Below are 18,966 nucleotides of genomic sequence, written 5' to 3'. Positions count from 1 at the left end.
CTAAGTGTAGCCACTTATCAACTTTTTCTCTATGATGCGACAATAATTAATTGCTATCTGCATACTTGGTTGGTTAATGAGACAAATGAAGCATCAGTTTAAATTTAATCCTCTCGCAACTGCTATTTTGACACTTCTATGCGGAAGTTCAATGGCAAGCTATGCAGACCCAATTGACGCTGTCACGACAACTGGAGAAATCCCTGTTGCTCCACAAAACAATGTCGACAACCAAAAACTGCAGCAAGCACTGAAAGAAAGTTTTCCTGGGCAAAACTTTTTTGAACAATATTATGTCGATAAAAACTCAGCCGAAGCGCAAATTCGTGATGATGTAAATACCGCAACCAATCGCTATTGCGATGGTGTTTGGGTAACACCATTTGATCAGCAAAGTAAATCGACCTCACCTCAAGATGGTTCATCGGTCATTACTGCCGATCATGGTTATTACAATCCCAATGGCGACTCAGTACTTTCGGGTGATGTGGTCATTGACCAACAAGGTCGTATGATCCGTGCCGATGAAGTCATACTTGACCAAAGTCAAACTATTGCCAAAGCCAAAGGCAATGTACAAATGGCTCAAGGTGGTCTTATAGCGCAAAGTGATCAAATTGATTACAACTTAAAAGAAGAAACAGGCGAGCTAAACAACAGTTTCTATATTGCAGAAGTCACCCATGCACATGGCCATGCAAGCAAAATTTCTAAAGTTTCACCGACCAAAGTCGTACTAGAAGATGCCAGTTACTCAACCTGCCCACCCGATCAGAAACCGACATGGAAACTACAAGCAGATACCATTGAACTGAATCAAGATACGGGACGTGGTGTAACACGCGGTACAAAATTATACGTTAAAGATGTACCTGTACTAGCTGTACCCTATTTCAATTTTCCCATTGATGACCGTCGTACTACAGGGGTTTTAAACCCAACCTTTGGTTTTTCCAATGACGGTGGTTTTGAACTTGCTGTTCCAATTTATTTAAACCTTGCACCTAATTATGATGCAACAGTAACACCCCGTATTATTAGTGATCGTGGTGTAATGGCATCGGGTGAATTCCGTTATTTAACCGAAAATTTCGGTGCTGGTCGTTTATGGGGATCATATCTTCCATCCGATAAAGAATATGAAAATGATGCTTATCGAATTAAACATGATTTAAGTACAGACCGTGCAGATTTTCACTTTTTACATAATTGGCAAATTAATGACCAATGGTCAACCAATGCTGAATACAACTATGTTTCTGACAAAGACTTTTTCTCTGATCTGAATGCAAGTTCAGATTCAAGAACCGAGTTAAACCAACGTCGTGCTTGGGAACTTAATTATGCCAATGGTGTTCCTGGTTTAAAAGCACAATTAAAAGTCGAAGACTTCCAGACCCTTGATAAAGACATCAACGACATTGATAAGCCATATGCACGCCTCCCCCAGTTCCTGTTGAACTATGTTGGTGGTAACCCACAAGGTTTTGAATACGAATTTAATAACGACACCGCTTACTTTAAAAAGAATATCTCTGACTTTACCGATTTAGCACAACCTAACGGTACACGTTTATACAACCAAGTTGCTGCGCGCTATAACTTCCGAAATCAGTGGGGATTTTTTATTCCTGAGGCATCTATCCGTACATTAAATACGTATTATGATCAGGATACAAAAACATCAAGTAACTTTAGTTCAGATTCTCAAAATAAATCTGTAGTTGTACCGCAATTTACATTTGATTCAGGCTTAACCTTTGAAAAAGATGGAAAATTCTTACAAACACTGACTCCACGTGCATTCTATGCTTATGCACCGTATGAAAATCAGCAGAACTATCCAAACTTTGATTCAACAACGGCATCAATCAACTATGATCAATTATTCAGTCCTTATCGTTTTTATGGACATGACCGTCTAGAAGATAATAACTTCTTATCTTTAGGTTTAAGTTATAGCTTGTTTGATACACAAGGACTTGAGCGTATACGTGCAAGTGTGGGTCAAAGTTATTTCTTTGATGATCGCAAAGTTAGTTTACTCAATCAGTCAGATGATTTTGATACCGAAAAGAAAACTGGCCCCGTTGTTAGCCTAACCAGTCAGCTATCACAAAATTTCAGCGTTGGAGCAAATGGCGCATGGATGTCAAACGGGGATAATGTTCAGCGTGACCTACAAGCCTACTATACAGGCGATCAAGGTAACCTATTCAATGTTGGCTATTTTTCTCGCAACAATCTACCTGACCGCCAAAAACCATATGATCAAGTTGTTGCTTCATTTATTCAACCTGTAGGCAACAATTGGCGCATCATGGGCCATGCCCAATACGACATTGACAACAATGTTGCCCGTGAATACTTGCTCGGTGTCAATTACGAATCATGCTGTTGGGGTATCTCCGTTTATGGTCGTGAATACTTTAACGACCTTGACGATGTCAATGCATCTGATGTAAAACCAAAACGCGCTGTAATGGCTGAGTTCACCCTGAAAGGACTCGGGGGCTTAAACAACAAATTAAGCTCATTACTTGAAAACCGTATTTTAGGTTTCGACAAAGTTAATCAATCTTGGACCCATTAATGAAGACTCAGAATTTAAAAAAACTCTTTAAAGCGACTGCACTCACACTCTTGATTTCTTCATCAATGTCCGTATTTGCTGAACCGACAGATCAAGTCATTGCGGTTGTAGGTAATAGTGCCATTCTTCAAAGTGATTTAGAGCAAGGTATGGCTGAAGCTGCGCATCAATTACAAGCGCAAAAGAAAGAAGTTCCACCGACTGAATATTTACGTGTGCAAGTTTTAAATCAGCTCATCACCCAAAATGCACAGATGGAACAAGTTAAACGCTATGGTTTGAAGGCAGATGAAAAGAGCCTCAATGAAGCCGTTTTAAAAGTTGCAAATCAATCAGGCGCAACTAGCCTTGAAGCTTTTCAACAAAAGCTAGATAGTGTTGCACCAGGAACGTATGAAGTGCTACGTAACCGTATTGCAGATGACTTGCTCATTCAACGTCTGCGTCAACAACAAGTGATGTCACGCATTAAAATTAGCGATCAAGATGTTGATAATTTCCTCAAATCACCTGAAGGTCAAGCCGCTGTCGGTAGTCAAGTACATGTCATTCACATGCGTATTTCAGGCTCAACAACACCAAGTGAATTGACTCAAATCGCTCAGCAAGTAAAAAATGATCTCAGCAGTAACAATGATTTCAAAACAATCGAAAAAAAATACAGCACTGAAACTGTCAAAGTTGATGGTGCTGATATGGGATTCCGCCCACTGTCTGACATTCCATCAGAACTTGCAGCACGTGTGAGTGTACTCAACCCTGGGCAAGCGACTGAGCTGATTCAAGCCAAAGATGGCGTTCACGTTTTAAAATTACTTGAACGTAAAGGCAACGAACAGAAAGCACTTGTTCCTCAGTTTGAAACACGCCATATTTTGATTAAAACATCTGAAGTGGTAAGCCCTGAAAGTGCGAAGCAAACGATTGATAGTATTTACAACCGTATTAAAGCAGGTGAAGATTTTGCTACTTTAGCAGCAACTTACTCGAATGATCCTGGTTCTGCACGTGATGGTGGTAGCTTGGGTTGGGTCAGTCCTGGCATGATGGTGCCTGAGTTTGATGCAAAAATGAAAGCAGCTACTGTGGGACAAGTGACTGAACCTTTTGAAACTCAATTTGGTTGGCATATTTTATTGGTCAGTGGTACACGCCAACAAGACATGACCCAAGAATATCAACAACGCATGGCACGTCAAATTTTAGGTGAGCGTCAATTTGACTCTGAACTTGACAGTTGGTTACGTGAACTTCGTTCAAGCACATACATTGAAGTTAAAGACCCTGAACTGAGCAAAGCAATAGGTAAATAATTTACATCGTTAAATCAAAACCCTATCTTCTGATAGGGTTTTTTAATTCTAATTACTACGTATTATTGCCCTATACTGAATATTTCTTTCACTTTTAAAATGGAAATATATCAATACAATATTCAGTATCTATAATTTTCGTTAAAATCTTTTTGCTAAATTATTTTAGCAAGGTTTCCTTTTTATTCTCCGAGCATTTTATGACTGACAATCAACTCATAGCCGACTTATCTACTCTCACCCCGATGATGCAACAATATTTAAAAATAAAAATGCAAAATCCACATTCAATCATGTTTTATCGCATGGGAGATTTTTACGAGCTATTTTTTGATGATGCACGTAAAGCGGCTAAATTACTCGGTATTACACTCACCCATCGTGGTAAAGCCAATGGTGAACCGATTCCAATGGCAGGCGTTCCCTACCATGCAGCAGAAGGTTATCTCGCTCGCCTAGTCAAGAAAGGCGAAACTGTGGTGATCTGTGAGCAAATTGGTGAAGTGACAGGAAAAGGGCCTGTTGAACGTGGCGTAGTTCGTATCATTACACCGGGAACACTCACTGATGATGCGCTATTAACTGCACATCAAGCATCGAATTTGGTCGCCATGTGTTTTCAACAAAATCAAGTTGGTATAGCACTCCTTGACCTCAGCGCTGGGATTTTTAAAGTTCAACAGCAAGATTTTAATTCAGAAAGTTTACCGCTTGAACTTGCACGTTTGATGCCAAGTGAAATATTAATTGATGAAGATTTGGTTGATCCAAATATTATCGACTCAGTTAAAAAAAATATTGATTGCCCTATTACAAAACGTCCAAATGTCGATTTCAATTTAAATAATGCACAAAAAACCTTATGTGATCAGTTTGCCGTTTCAACACTCTCAGGTTTTGGCGTTGATCATCTTCCTTTAGCCAAAGCTGCGGCAGCTGCACTAATTCATTACGCACGTGAAACACAAAAAACGGCTTTACCCCATATTCGCTCCTTAAAACTCGAACAAAGTACAGATTTTATAGCCCTTGATCCTGTTACACGTCGCAATCTAGAAATTATTGATCCATTATTTGAACATGGTACATCACTCTTTTCTCTGATTAATGATTGTCAAACAGCTATGGGGGGACGTTTACTCAGCCGCACCCTAATGCAACCGTTACGTGACACAGCACTACTCGATCATCGCCTTGATGCCACAGAAAATCTACTGAAAGGCTATCATGAATCACCTGTTCGACTCGTCCTGAAAGACATTGGCGATATTGAACGTGTGCTCAGCCGTGTGGCTTTAGGTAGTGCTCGCCCACGTGATTTAGTGCAACTGCGTCAAGCATGTGCGCAAATTCCATTTTTACGCCATGCATTACAACCTGTATTAACAAATAAACAATCGCAGCTAATCACTCAACTCAATGAGGAATTAGGTGATTTTAATGGCTTACATGAACGCTTAATGTCATCCATTGTTGAAAATCCACCTGTTTTACTACGTGATGGAAATGTCATTGCAGAAGGTTTTGACGCTGAACTCGATGAACTGCGTAAAATCCGTGATCATGCAGGGCAATTTCTGATTGACCTCGAAATTCGCGAGCGTGAAGTCAGTGGGATCAATACACTGAAAATCGGCTATAACCGTGTCAGTGGCTACTATATTGAACTGACTCGCTCACAAGCAGAACAAGCCCCTGAGCATTATATTCGCCGTCAAACCCTAAAAAATGCTGAACGATATATTACCCCCGAATTAAAATCATTTGAAGATAAAGTCCTATCTAGTGAATCTCGTGCGCTTGCACGTGAAAAAATGCTATTTGAAATGTTACTTGAAGAATTACGTCAAAATATTGGCGATTTACAAATGATGAGCAGTGCCATTGCTCAGATTGATTTAGTAGCCAATTTTGCCCATCAAGCACGTTTAAACAATTGGAATCGTCCTGAATATAGTCCTGAATCGGGTATTAAAATTAATGCAGGTCGTCATCCTGTCGTGGAATCACTAAGTAAAACACCATATACGCCCAATGATACCCTGCTCGATTTTAATCATCGTATGGCGATTATTACAGGTCCCAACATGGGCGGTAAATCGACATTCATGCGCCAAACAGCACTAATTAGCCTGCTTGGATATTGCGGTAGTTTCGTGCCTGCACAATCGGCAAAACTCGGTCCCATAGATCGTATTTTCACGCGTATTGGTTCAGCCGATGATTTATCTTCAGGTAAATCGACATTCATGGTAGAAATGACTGAAACTTCGCAAATATTACACCACGCAACAAGTCAATCATTGGTACTGATGGATGAAGTGGGTCGCGGTACAAGTACCTATGATGGTCTTTCACTCGCTTGGGCATGTGTACTTGATTTAACTCGTCGAATCAAATGTTTATGTTTGTTTGCTACACATTATTTTGAATTGACTGAATTATCGAAAGAATCAGGCATTGATAATTATCACGTAACTGCAAAAGAGTTGAATGGCAATTTAATTTTATTACATAAAGTTCAGTCTGGACCTGCAAGCCAAAGTCATGGTTTACAAGTCGCTAAACTTGCTGGCATTCCTGCAAGTGTGATTAAAGAAGCACAAAAACGTTTGAAAATTTTAGAAAAACAGCAAGTACAGCCAATAACCATAACGCAAAATGATTTATTTGCTTCAATCGATGAAATCACAGATACAACTACACAAGCAGAAGTACACGTTGTTGAAAAAATCATTGAGATTGAAAAATCATCACCTGCGTTAGATGCACTTGCACAATTGGATATTGACAATCTCACACCAAGAGAAGCTTTAGCACAATTGTATCAACTTAAAGAGTTGATGCATTGATTGATTAAATAACACCCAAATCAATATTATATTTATTTTAGCAAGCAAAGCCTGCGTAATTTAGGCTTTGCTTCTTTAATCTACGGCTCTTTATTCATCTTTTAAGCATTTTCACGTTTATCTCAGCTTATTTTTAGAATTTACAATATTTTTAATGGTTTTGAAATCTCGAAATCCTGTGAAAAATAGCTATATCATCATTTTTTCTGTTCTCAGCAGGATCATCTATAACAAATATCAATAAAAGCAATTGTTACTTTCGGCTGTTTTGCCTAAAATACAGCATCATTCATTAGAACCAAATTTTTAGGTAGCTGACGCCATGACCTTTGTAGTCACTGAGAATTGTATTAAGTGTAAATATCAAGACTGCGTAGAAGTCTGCCCTGTAGACTGTTTCTATGAAGGACCTAACTTCCTCGTCATCAATCCAGATGAGTGTATTGACTGTGCATTATGTGAACCAGAATGCCCAGCAAATGCAATTTTCTCAGAAGATGAATTACCTGAAGGTCAAGAAGTCTTTATTGAACTAAATGCTGATTTAGCACAAAAATGGCCAAACATCACTCAGATTGGTGATCAGCCAGAAGATCGTGAAGAATGGAACGGTAAAGCCGACAAACTTCAATATCTTGAAAAATAAGATAGAAAAGATCAGCAAATGCTGATCTTTTTTTCAATCTGAAACGAAAAGGTACAATTGTTTGCAAAATATTCAAAATCTACCGTATATTTCAGTTTAAAATAGCCCATTATTTATTGGCAGTAATTTAAATACCTATAATGAAAGAATTCCTCAAAGGCTTGTTCGCCGTTGGTACCATGACTTTTGTCTTGGTTGGGTGTACTTCTAGCCCGAAGCATAATACGTCAGGAACACAACCCGGTCAGCGCATTCATATCCCGCAAGAACAAGTCACGCTTGATCGCGCAATGCAACCGAAAGTTATGCCTACGTCTTATCGCAATTGGTTAATGCAAGGTGAAAACCAAGCTCGCTCACGTGAATATGAACGTTTTCTTGAGCAAAATGGTTCAGGGAATATCATTCCTAGTTTTGAATTGTTTAAAACTGCACGGGCTTGGGATCAATGTGGTAAATCTGAATATATGATTCCAAATCAAGAATTATGGCGTAATCAGTTGGCAACGCTGAAAGTCTTTAAATATCTTGTTGCTTCAAAAGTATTGACTGATTTTACTGTAACCTCTGTATACCGTGATTTACCTTTAAATCAATGTGCAGGTGGTGCAGGTTCTTCGCGCCATCTATTTAACTCTGCAATTGATTTCCGTATTGGACCTGTTTCTCCACAAGCACAAGATTATGCTTATATTGAAAATACTAAATATAAATTATGTCAATTTTGGGTGCAATATGGTCAAAATCTCAATATGGGATTAGGCTTATACGCGTCGGGTCAAATTCATATTGATACGCAAGGTTACCGTACTTGGGGTCCTGATTTAACCCGTAATAGCTCAATGTGTAATTTATAAAGATATCACTTTCAACTCAACGATATTTATTATCATAAATTGAAAAATAGATTATCACTTAAGGAGATCATTCGATCTCCTTTTTTAGCTGCGCAATAGATCGTGCGATTACCACACTCGGTAACTTAAAACTTTGACATTATAGTGATCAATAAAGTGAACAATAAATCTGAGTCTTTTTGTTTAAAATGTCTGTAAAAATACGGAATAAAATTGCACTCTAATTGAAAAAGTTTACAATGCAACTCACTTCTACGCTTTAAAATATTCAGGTACATGCTATGCAACAAATGTGGTCAGATATCGATCATTACATCGAATCACATTTAATTCCAGAAGATCCAATTTTAACACAAACCCTTGAAAACACTGCTGCGCATGGTTTCCCTGACCATCTTGCCGTTGCTGCAAATCAAGGTATGCTGTTACAAATGTTGATCCAAATGAATAAATGCAAACGTGTTCTTGAATTAGGCACTTTTGCTGCCTATAGCACTATATGGCTTGCACGTGCATTACCTGAGGATGGCTATATTCTGACAATTGAAGGTCGTGATACCCATGCAGCGATGGGTCAAGAAAATATTGACCGAGCAAATTTACCACAAACAATAGAACTTAAAGTCGGTCGTGCTACAGATATTCTCAATGCTTTGCCTGAAAATACTGAAGCCTTTGACTTTATTTTTGTCGATGCCGATAAACAGAGCTATCCTGAATATCTTGAACTGAGTTTAAATTTATCACGCTCAGGAACAGTAATCGTGCTTGATAATGTCATTCGTGCTGGTGATATTATGAATCCTGAAAATGTTAAGCCAAGCATTGAAGGTATTCGTCAAATGTATCAAGCAATGCAGAATCATCCTAAAATTCTATCTTGTACAGCACTACAAACTGTAGGTAGTAAGGGTCATGATGGTTTTGCAATAGCGATTGTTAAATAATATACAAACCAAAGTTACCAATTTAAAAAATTAAATGAATATTCAATAAAAGCCACATGATGAATGTGGCTTTTTATTATAGCTAATTTACACATCCTTGAACTAACCACTTTTACTTATTAAAAGTTATCCCCTAAAGCTGTTTGTATAATTGTGGATAACTAATGTATTAAAACATAAGTATACGTATTTGTTAAATTTATTAACAAAGAATATATTTTAACCAATCTGTTTTTTACTCAATTCTCACCAACTTCAAATGACTAAAAATTCATACTTTTTTCAATCAAAAAGAGAATGAAGAATATCATGAATCATTTAAAATCAAGATATCCTTCATTTTATATGATAAAAATCACTTATTTATAGAACGCTATTTAGCCACCAATAAGGGTACTGTCGTATTCCTAAAAATGGTCGTTGTGACACTACCTAAAAAGAATTGATGAATTTTGCTATGACTAAATGCCCCCATCACCAAGAGTTGGATCTGATGCAAGTTTTGATAATCTAAAATATTGGTTGCAACATCACCATAGCGATATTCCATCACTACATCAAAGCCTGCATCTCGTAATAGTTGTGCGGGTTCATTGAGAATTTCTGGGTGATCACCCACGTATAATAAATGGCATTGCAACTGTTTTAATAAATCACTTTTAGCCACACGTTTTAGCATTTTTTGGCAGGTTTCAGAAAGCTCATAGGCAAATATAAAACGTGTCGGCGGTTTAAAATCCTCACCAACAGTCATTACTGTACATCGCGCACCACGAATAAAGTTTTCAACATTACTACCCATAGTTTTATTTTTTTCTGCAGAGCGTTCACCTAAACGCCCAATTACGACAAAATCATCTTCTTGTAATAAATTAAAACTTTGCTCTAGAAAATCACCTTTTTCTTGAATATGTGTTGTGGTTAGTCCATATTTTTCTTGAATCATATTAGAAATATGTTTAAGCAAATTATTACTATAATCGAGTGCAAGCTCACTTTGCTTTTGTTCGAGTTCTGATAGCTCTTTCAGTAACATTGCATTACTTTCAAAACCAATAACACCGCTTATTTCACCTAAATGATAACTTGCAGGATAATAGTCAAGAACTTGCAATAAAACCAATTCACGACCCGTTTTATGTGCGACCCACGCCGCCGCTTCTGCTAAGGCATTAATGCAAGGGGAAGAATCTATACATGCAATGACTCGGTTCATATCAGCCTCTCAATGACTTATACAGCCTCGTGTTGGTTATGTTTTTAACATAGCACAAGTTTTTTAAGCATATCGATGAAGAAATGTAATCAATGACTTACATTTACAATTGATGTGTTTTTAGTCACGATATCGAATCATTTTTGCAGGATTCCCCACAACAATTTCTCGTGTAGCGACATCTTTTGTCACCATACTATTCATACCGACAACCGCTTGATCTGCTATACGTACACCATCTTTAATCCCCACATGTGCGCCAAGCCAAACATCTTTGCCAATTACAATCCCCTTAGATGTGACAGCTTGCTGATATATTGGCTGACCTAAATCCATACCATGATCAAATGCATATAAATGACAATATGCTGCCATACGAACTTGATTTGCAAGGATAATACCACTACGCCCACCATCTAAAATACAGTGATGATTGATCGCAACTTCATTTCCGATAGTAATAGGTCCATGTAAAGTACAATCAGCAGCAATAAAGCAATTATCTCCAATGACAATCTTCCGTCCGGGCTCCGCAAAAATATGCGCTAATGGTGAAATAAAACAATTTTCACCAATTTCTATCGTTTCCATCTGCATTAAATATTCTTGATATTCTTTTTGCCATTCATCCGCCCACAACCGATTTTTTGGCTTTAATGACCAATACAACCATGGCATATAGTTCAAACGGTGTTTATGCTGTTCTCTATATTTTAATGATGGATCTTGTTCACTCACGATTTTCACCCACCATGTCTTCATCCACTATTTTTAACTGTTCACGCCCACGCGTTACATCTTGAATTTTCAATGCCAAAGCTTGAATTTGTGGTATTTGTAATTGCAACTGAATGACAACGCCATTCTCTGTATATTGTTCTTCATATTCAATTTGTTGTTGATTCAACTCATATTGAAAAATCGCCCATTCATTAAATAGACACTGAAAATAAGCTTTTTTCTTTTCAATCAGTTCAATTTTTTCAGCGAGAAGTAAGCATTGCCCTGCACAGCCACCATAGGCACGGACTAAACCACCTGTACCAAGTTTAATCCCACCAAACCAACGATTGACCAAGACAATAACATTGGTCAACTCATTACCTTCAATGGTCGCAAGTATAGGACGCCCTGCTGTTCCTGAAGGTTCACCATCATCATTAAAACGGACATTGTGTCCAATTTTCCATGCCCAACATTGGTGTGTTGTAGATGTATCTAAATGCTTTTCCAAAAAGACTTTAACTTGCTGTTCATTTTCCACAGGTGCTGCGATCGCCTGAAAGCGACTTTTTTTAATGTCTTCCTCGAAGCTAACCTCTGTCGCAAGTGTGTATGGCATAAATTAAAATGTAATGACAATTTCATCAATTATACCTGTTTCAGATTAAACTCTCTATTGAAAAGAGGCATAAAAAATCCCTACATAAGTAGAGATTTTTTAAATTTAGAATTTGAAAAAATCAGATCATCAATCTATATATTTAAATCCATTTTGGCTAAATATAACTCAGTACAACAGGTTTTTACCATTAAGCAAATCATCAAGCGTAATATCTTGGTTTTGATTTTGCAAAATAAGGAGTTTTTCTGATTGGAATCCTGCTTCCTTACCATCACGATCAATTGATATCGTTGCTGTTTTACTCGCCGCATCATACTGAACATTGACGAAATCTTTAATATCAGATTGACCGTCTTTAAAACTAACTAGTAATTCAGAGATATCAATCATGTCACCTTCTGCAATATTGAAATCTGTCCATGTATCGAGATCATTGCCACCATGGGCTGACTGATTATTTAACAATTCGAAGAATACTAAATCAGCCCCAGTACCACCTGTGTAGGTATCAACACCTTGCCCTCCAAGCATGACGTCATTGCCTAAACCACCCATAATCGTATCATTTCCTGCACCACCAAGTAAAAGATCATTGCCTTCTCCACCATCAATATAATCATTACCTAAGCCGCCACGAACAAGATCATCTCCTGCACCTGCATGAATAATATCATCGCCATTCAGTCCATAAATTCGATCTGCATTGGCTGTTCCAGATAATGAACCATCATCATTGTCAGTACCTAATAAAATACTATCTTTGGCAGCGTTAAAGGTTCCAGCGTTTAAGAGATTTAACCCGAGTAACTGCGATACGTTACTTGAACTTGAAGCACCTTGTGTATCTGTTGCTGTAATACTGATTGAATTCAACACATCTACATTCAACAGATTACCATTTAATAATGTGCCGTCATTAGCAGTTAGATACACACTTGTGAGCAACTCGTTTACAGCAAGATTATCAATTTCACCACCACCAATTGCAGTGATAATTAATTTCGAACTTGGTGCAATGAGCCCAAGTACTCCATCATCACTTTTTACAGTAAATTCTAAGCCAAGTTCTTTGGCCAAGGCTTGCGATGCTGTGAGTGCCATTGGTGTCAAACTCAATGTAAGCAGTGGTTGATACTTAACTTCTACAGTTTTTAAATTATTATCTACATCATAAGCTGTTAGATATTGCTGACTCAGATTAATGACACCGAGTGCATCCAAGTTAATAATACCTAATAAACTACCAACTGAAACTTGTGTTGTTGGTGCGACATTATTTTCAATAAAGCCAATATTTGGAACATCAGTCGTATCAATGCTTGATGTTCCTGTGTTTTTGATATCGCCATCAGAATCTGTCACTTGCGCTGACATATCTATAGTTTTATCTGTCAATGCATCGGCATTAATATTGGCAGAATCAACCTCCAATTTTCCTTTATTGAGTAAGTCTTGAATAATCTGTTGATCGGTATTTTTCACAGATTGACCGTAAGCATTCACCCCATCTACAAGGTTAACGCCTTCTAGTACAATCACTTGATCCGTCTTTGCGGCAACTTTGGCTGAGTATCCGCCAATATAAGCTCCGCTACTACTAATACTAATTACTGTACTCGTTACACCATTTTCAGTCACCAATGCAAAGTGTAAGTAATTAGTCAAGTTACCTGTACTGAAACCTATACGACCTTCTCCAACCAATAATCCCGAAAGATCAAGGACATCTCCTCCTTCTTTCACAGATGCTTTATCGAAATCTTTAATCACATCACGCGCGGGTGTAGTTGTTGTTCCTTGATCACCTGCTTCCCATTTAAAGACATCACTAAAGCGATTTATGGAACCTTGTACATCACCCCAAAGGATATCGTTACCTTTTCCACCAATCAGAATATCATTGCCATTGCCTGCATAAAGTGTGTCATTTCCAGCGCCACCTCGTAAGATATCACTACCTTCACCTGCATCTAGAACATCATCACCATCATACCCGTATAGGCGGTCATCTTTGGATAATGTACTCTTATCACCACTGACTACATCGTTGTTTGCAGTACCTTCTTGTAAAATACCTGACTGTTGTAACTTAACGAGTTCACCTAGACCACTCAATACACCAACATCGGCAACATCTACAGTCGTATCTTTACCTGTTTCATTATTACTATCAGTCGCAGTAATTGATTCTCCTGCAAGAAGCTTCACATCCAAAATTTGACCTAAACCCGACACCAATTTCACAGTACCTAAAAACTCATTCAAGCGGTCTACATCCATTGTTTTACCATCTAATGAGGTAATACTGATCTGCGCTGGTGTAATCAGGAATGCATTAATTAGTGAAACTTTAAAACCAAATTCTGCTGCCATTGCAGCTGAATATACGTAATGAAGCCCCAAATCTAAATTGAGCAAGGCAGCTTTATTAATCACAACTTTTGAAATATTGTTATTACCATCTTGAACCGTATAAAGCTGAGTACTACTTAGATCAATTAAGCCAGCAACATTCACATTGGCTGTGCCAAGTAACCCACCTTTATCACCTAAACTTGCTTGTGGTTTTTCATTCACAATGGTTTCAGCAGAAATACCTGATGCAGTGACTTCATATACACCTGTCTTCATGTTCACTTTGACAGTATTGCCATGTACGGTGGTAACCGTCAGTAAGTTATTGGCATCATTTGAATAACTATAAGCGTAAACTGTTGTTGAACTACCCGATTGACTCACAGTGTTATTGACTGAATCATAGATATAAGTGTTACCTTCAATCGTTACTGATTTGAGATGACCTCCATCCATACCAAAAGTTTCAACAAATGTACCTGAAACCGTTCCTACTTCAGTCATGTCTATATTGACCACTGGTGAAACAACAGGCTCACCATCATGTACTACAATACTGAGCTGAGAATTTACACCATTCGTTTCTACTGGGATCTGAATAGTTGCAATATCTGAACTGAGATGATCAATACCTTGAGATAGAACAACCTCGTATTTGCCATTATTATTGGCTTTTATTTCTATCACAATTTCATTGCCGATCTTGCCAAACACTACTCCATTTTCCAGACTCCAAACAACATTTTGTCCTTTGACTTGAACTTGGGCTGTGGGAAGTTTTAAAGTCGTATTGGCGACTGCTAAATCAGTCTCTACAACGAGTGCTGTACCCACATAATTAGATTCGTTTAGTTCGACTGAATGACCAAATTTAGTATGTGCGTTTAATGTTGTTTCAAATTGATTACCCGCCAAATCTACAGCGGTAATTTTGACTGGATAATCTGTTCCATCATTTAAACCAAATAGATCTGTAGAAGTAAATTTAGCCGTCCAATCACCATTGCTATCTACGACTGCAATAACTTTCTTACCATTTATTTCAACGGTAATTATTGTCGAAATTTGATCAATATGCCCTTTAACTTCAACGCCATCTGAAATTTCTTTTAAATCAATTTCAATAATGCCTGAACTTGAATCATTGGCCACTGTATTTACATCTAAAATTGGTGCTTGAGTATCAACATGTAAATTCAGCGTTGTACTTCCAGATATGTTACCCGCTTTATCCACTTGGACAGCTTGTATTATATACGTGCCGTCTGCGAGTCCCTGAGTATATTGATAACTCCATGAACCATCGGCCTTAATAGGTAAAGTAGCAAATGGTGTAGCTGAAACAGTACCATTCACAACTAAATAGAGTTTAATGGTATTGGCAATATTACCTGTTGAACCACTATCAAAAGCATGACCCTGAATTTTAGGCGTATTATCATTGGTATGCACAACACCATTATTAATTGTAACAGTGGTATCGACACCTACATTTCCATGCTCATCTACTTGATCAACAATAGATTCAATTAATGGTGCTATTGGAGGTGTTTTATCAAAAGTCACTGGACGCGAAGCAATTACACTACCGCCAATAACCTGATTTTTAAGTACAAAATTATAATTCCCTTCTTTGAAATTATCTTTAACATTTGTAGCGTTGAGTGTCGCTGTCCATGTATTACCAGTGATCGTAACATTTACAAAATTATTTAGTCCAACACCTACATTTACATCATTACCATTCGCATCTTGAACAAATAAAAACAAGCTACTCAGTAAGTTTTTATCTGCAATTGTTCCTGTAACAATAAAACTGTTTTGTAAACCAGTCCATTCAGTTGCATTAATAATGTCATCACCCGCAATCACATTAATGGTTGCCGACTCTGTACGCGTAATAGGAACTGTACGATCTATAGATGAACTGATATTACCAGCCTGATCTTGTGAAGATACATGGATATGAGCATCACTAGAATAACCAGGAATTGATGGCAGACCCGCCACAGGTACAGTCCATTTACCATTTACATCCGCAGTAGTCGAATATTCAAAAATAGTATTATTCAATATCAAAGAATTTTTAAATAATCCTGAACTAATTTCTATTGTGATTGCTGTTCCCACTGGAATATTGGTTGGTAAATCAATAATTCCACTCGCTAGACTAGACAAATTACCAGTAATAGACTCAGTTCCATATTTAATTATATATGTTCCATTTGTGCCAGAACTTGAATGAATTTTTATCGTATTATCATCAAGAAATACACCCGAAATGTCTGGTCCTGTTAAAAAATCTGTACCGGCTGGATTTCGCCATTGTACATAAACCGTACTTCCTGCTTCCGCAGTTCCAGACAATTTGATTCCTGAAATATACTCAGCAGAGCTGATACTATTATCTCCTGTAACAGCATCTAGTGTTGGCGCTTGAATATGCGTATCGACATTTACAATATAACCCACAGATGGTGCCGAGATATTTCCAGCAATATCAGTAGATTTTGCCGTAATCGTATAGTTGCCGTCTTTTAACACACCATTTTCAAAGAAACCTGTTAATGCAGGATTTGCAGCAGAGAAATCAAACGTCCATTTACCAGTCGCATCAGCCTGAACAGGTGTTGTCGTAATCACTACGCCATTAATAGAAATTTCTACACTTGAACCTGCTTCTGCCGTTCCTGAAAGTGTAAAATCATTTTTATTTACCAATGAACCCGAAGGTATTTTATTGGTATTTACATCGCCATTTAAGTTATCGGATAGATCAGTAATAACAACAGGTTCTATTGTCATATCAATGACGAAATTAGATAAACTTTGATTAATACTCTTATTTCCCGCCAAATCTATTTGGTAAAAATTAAAAGTATTTGCTGAATAATTACCTGCTGGTAACACTAAAATATAGTTACCTTGGCTATCTTTTGTGGTGATTTCTACGGCTGCGCCATTATCTTTTGTATAGTAAAGTTTAGCGCCAGTTTCAACATTTGAAATGGTAATAATCGGATTTTTGGTTGTAACTGTTGTACCTGTTGGATCCAAGACGCCAGTATCTTCTAAAGTCACCGTCACTTGATTCGCAGTCTTATCAATAACAATTGGATTTAGATCTGAAATAACGCTTTCATTGCCCGCAACATCTACTTGTTTAAGTAAAATATCACCTTTTGCATAACTTCCTACAGGCAAGTCATAGCTATATACATTTCCATTTGCAATGACCTCAGTCCAAGCTCCACCTTTAATTTGAATATAGACTTTTGTACCTGCCTCTACATTACCTATCTGTAGCAGCCCATTACTTGTCACTCGATCACCAACTACCGCAGTATCTTCAGCAAGCGTCGCAGTCAGTGGAACTGGTGGATTGGTATCTAGAGTCAAAGCTTTATTGTAAGTAACCTCTACAATATTTCCAGCCTTATCGATCACTTGAACTTTAATATCACCAACAGCATATAGCCCATCATCTTTTAAATTAAAGGATGCGCCTTGACCAAGCTCCCATGCTCCCCCCTTAACTGAGTAGAACCATGTTGCACCAACCTCAATTTTAGATACATCGATTTGTCCATTATTGGTAATAAAATCAGTTTGATTTATACCTGTATCTTGACTCAAGGTTAATTCTGGAAGCTCAAGTTTTGTATCCAACTCATAATTAAAGGAAAGTGTATCTGTACCATCTGTAATTGTAATGACTACATTTCCCTCATTTAAAATCAAAGGAGGATTGTGTGTTTTGAAATCAAATGTCCAAAAACCTGATGCATCCGTAATAACAGTATAATTGACTGAATTAATCGTAATAGTGAGTTGACTCAGTGCAGCCGCTTTACCCGTAATAACAGGTGAAGCTTCATTGCTAAATCCTCCATTCACAATCGATTCTGGTGTAATTAATGGACTACCACCAACTTGATCAACATAATCATAAACACCTGTAATTTCTAACTTAAATTTTGAAGGGTCTAATACAGATGAATTATTAAGTCCAACATCTTCAGTGAAGCTGTTCGTGTCATTACCTACAACATCTTGGATTGCATTAACATCATTCTTACCTACCGTTGGGTCTTCGTAACTTACCTCAACTTTTTGACCACTATAAATTGGTGGTACAAAACTCAATGTCACCTCTTTACCATTGATCGTTACAGTATTTGGTATACGATCTACGCCATTCACATTCACCGTGAAATCATTAGCTTGTGGAGGATTACCTGCATTAAGCACTTCATTGAAAGTTAGAACCAATTGACCGAAAGTATTTACCTCTGCAGTATCTAAAATTGGTCCAGTAACATCACCTGCTTGAATAGTCGTATCACCAATATTTCCAGACGGATCAGTCACTGTTACCTTAATATTTTCACCATCTATTAATGGACGTTTTAAAATTACTTCTGTGATTCCATCTTTAGCTACACCGAGACCAATAACGTTACCTTGCATATCCGTAATTTCAATTAAGCCGATCTCATTTGAAGTCACGGTTATATGAGTAGCATCGTCTATAATTGCTTGTACTGTCGGTGGTGTTGTGTCTTTTTGCGTCGAACCATTGTCACCGGCATCCACCGTTTCGTTAAAGCCTGCCGTATCGTTACCGCTCGCATCTTGGATCGCATTGCTATCGTTTTGCGCTGTTGGATCGGTGTAGATCACTTGCACACTTTGACCGCTATAGATCGGTGGCGTGAAATTCAGCGTCAATGTTTGACCTGTGATCGTGATGCTGTCTGGGGTACGCAGTACGCCATCAATCACGATGGTGAAGTCTTTGTTTTGCGGTGGATGTTGTGCATCTAAGTTTTCATTGAAGCT

The 18,966-nt window shown here is 37.8% G+C and carries 10 protein-coding genes; 6 read left to right on the top strand and 4 right to left on the bottom strand.

Going from position 1 to position 18,966, the window contains the following annotated elements; all coding sequences use genetic code 11:
• Positions 1-85: 85 nt before the first annotated feature.
• From ACK2M2_RS06840 to ACK2M2_RS06815, 6 genes are all read left to right on the top strand, one after another.
• Positions 86-2,593: an LPS-assembly protein LptD gene (locus ACK2M2_RS06840; protein ID WP_419346920.1), complete on the top strand. Its 2,508-nt coding sequence runs from the start codon at positions 86-88 to the stop codon at positions 2,591-2,593.
• Entirely contained in the window at positions 2,593-3,906 is a 1,314-nt protein-coding gene (locus ACK2M2_RS06835; protein ID WP_409511591.1) for a peptidylprolyl isomerase, read from the top strand. Before ACK2M2_RS06840 ends, ACK2M2_RS06835 begins: the two co-directional genes overlap by 1 nt.
• 200 nt (positions 3,907-4,106) lie before the next feature.
• Positions 4,107-6,758: a DNA mismatch repair protein MutS gene (mutS, locus tag ACK2M2_RS06830; protein ID WP_419346917.1), complete on the top strand. Its 2,652-nt coding sequence runs from the start codon at positions 4,107-4,109 to the stop codon at positions 6,756-6,758.
• 322 nt (positions 6,759-7,080) lie between these two features.
• Positions 7,081-7,404, top strand: coding sequence for a ferredoxin FdxA (gene fdxA, locus ACK2M2_RS06825; RefSeq protein ID WP_409511593.1), 324 nt, complete (start codon positions 7,081-7,083; stop codon positions 7,402-7,404).
• Between the two features lie 140 nt (positions 7,405-7,544).
• The gene (locus tag ACK2M2_RS06820) at positions 7,545-8,261 is read left to right on the top strand and encodes a peptidase M15 (RefSeq protein WP_409511594.1); all 717 of its coding nucleotides are present in this window, start codon (positions 7,545-7,547) and stop codon (positions 8,259-8,261) included.
• 281 nt (positions 8,262-8,542) lie between these two features.
• Positions 8,543-9,208, top strand: a complete 666-nt coding sequence (locus ACK2M2_RS06815; RefSeq protein WP_419346913.1) for an O-methyltransferase — start codon at positions 8,543-8,545, stop codon at positions 9,206-9,208.
• Between the two features lie 373 nt (positions 9,209-9,581).
• Here the strand turns inward: ACK2M2_RS06815 and ACK2M2_RS06810 are convergent, their stop codons facing one another.
• The 4 genes from ACK2M2_RS06810 to ACK2M2_RS06795 all read right to left on the bottom strand — a co-directional run.
• Positions 9,582-10,424, bottom strand: a complete 843-nt coding sequence (locus ACK2M2_RS06810) for a universal stress protein (protein ID WP_409511596.1) — start codon at positions 10,422-10,424, stop codon at positions 9,582-9,584.
• A 120-nt stretch (positions 10,425-10,544) separates the two neighbouring features.
• Entirely contained in the window at positions 10,545-11,186 is a 642-nt protein-coding gene (locus ACK2M2_RS06805; protein WP_419346910.1) for a DapH/DapD/GlmU-related protein, read from the bottom strand.
• The gene (locus tag ACK2M2_RS06800) at positions 11,155-11,766 is read right to left on the bottom strand and encodes an IMPACT family protein (RefSeq protein WP_419346908.1); all 612 of its coding nucleotides are present in this window, start codon (positions 11,764-11,766) and stop codon (positions 11,155-11,157) included. The genes ACK2M2_RS06805 and ACK2M2_RS06800 overlap by 32 nt, the downstream gene beginning before the upstream one ends.
• 168 nt (positions 11,767-11,934) lie before the next feature.
• A partial coding sequence (locus ACK2M2_RS06795; protein ID WP_419346905.1) for an Ig-like domain-containing protein occupies positions 11,935-18,966 on the bottom strand: 7,032 nt, incomplete at its 5' end.

Origin of the sequence: Acinetobacter sp. TY1 (genome assembly GCF_048551395.1) — a bacterium.
Taxonomy (GTDB): Bacteria; Pseudomonadota; Gammaproteobacteria; order Pseudomonadales; family Moraxellaceae; genus Acinetobacter.
Note: the sequence above shows the minus strand (reverse complement) of the source record. Positions and strands in the feature narration are given on the sequence as shown.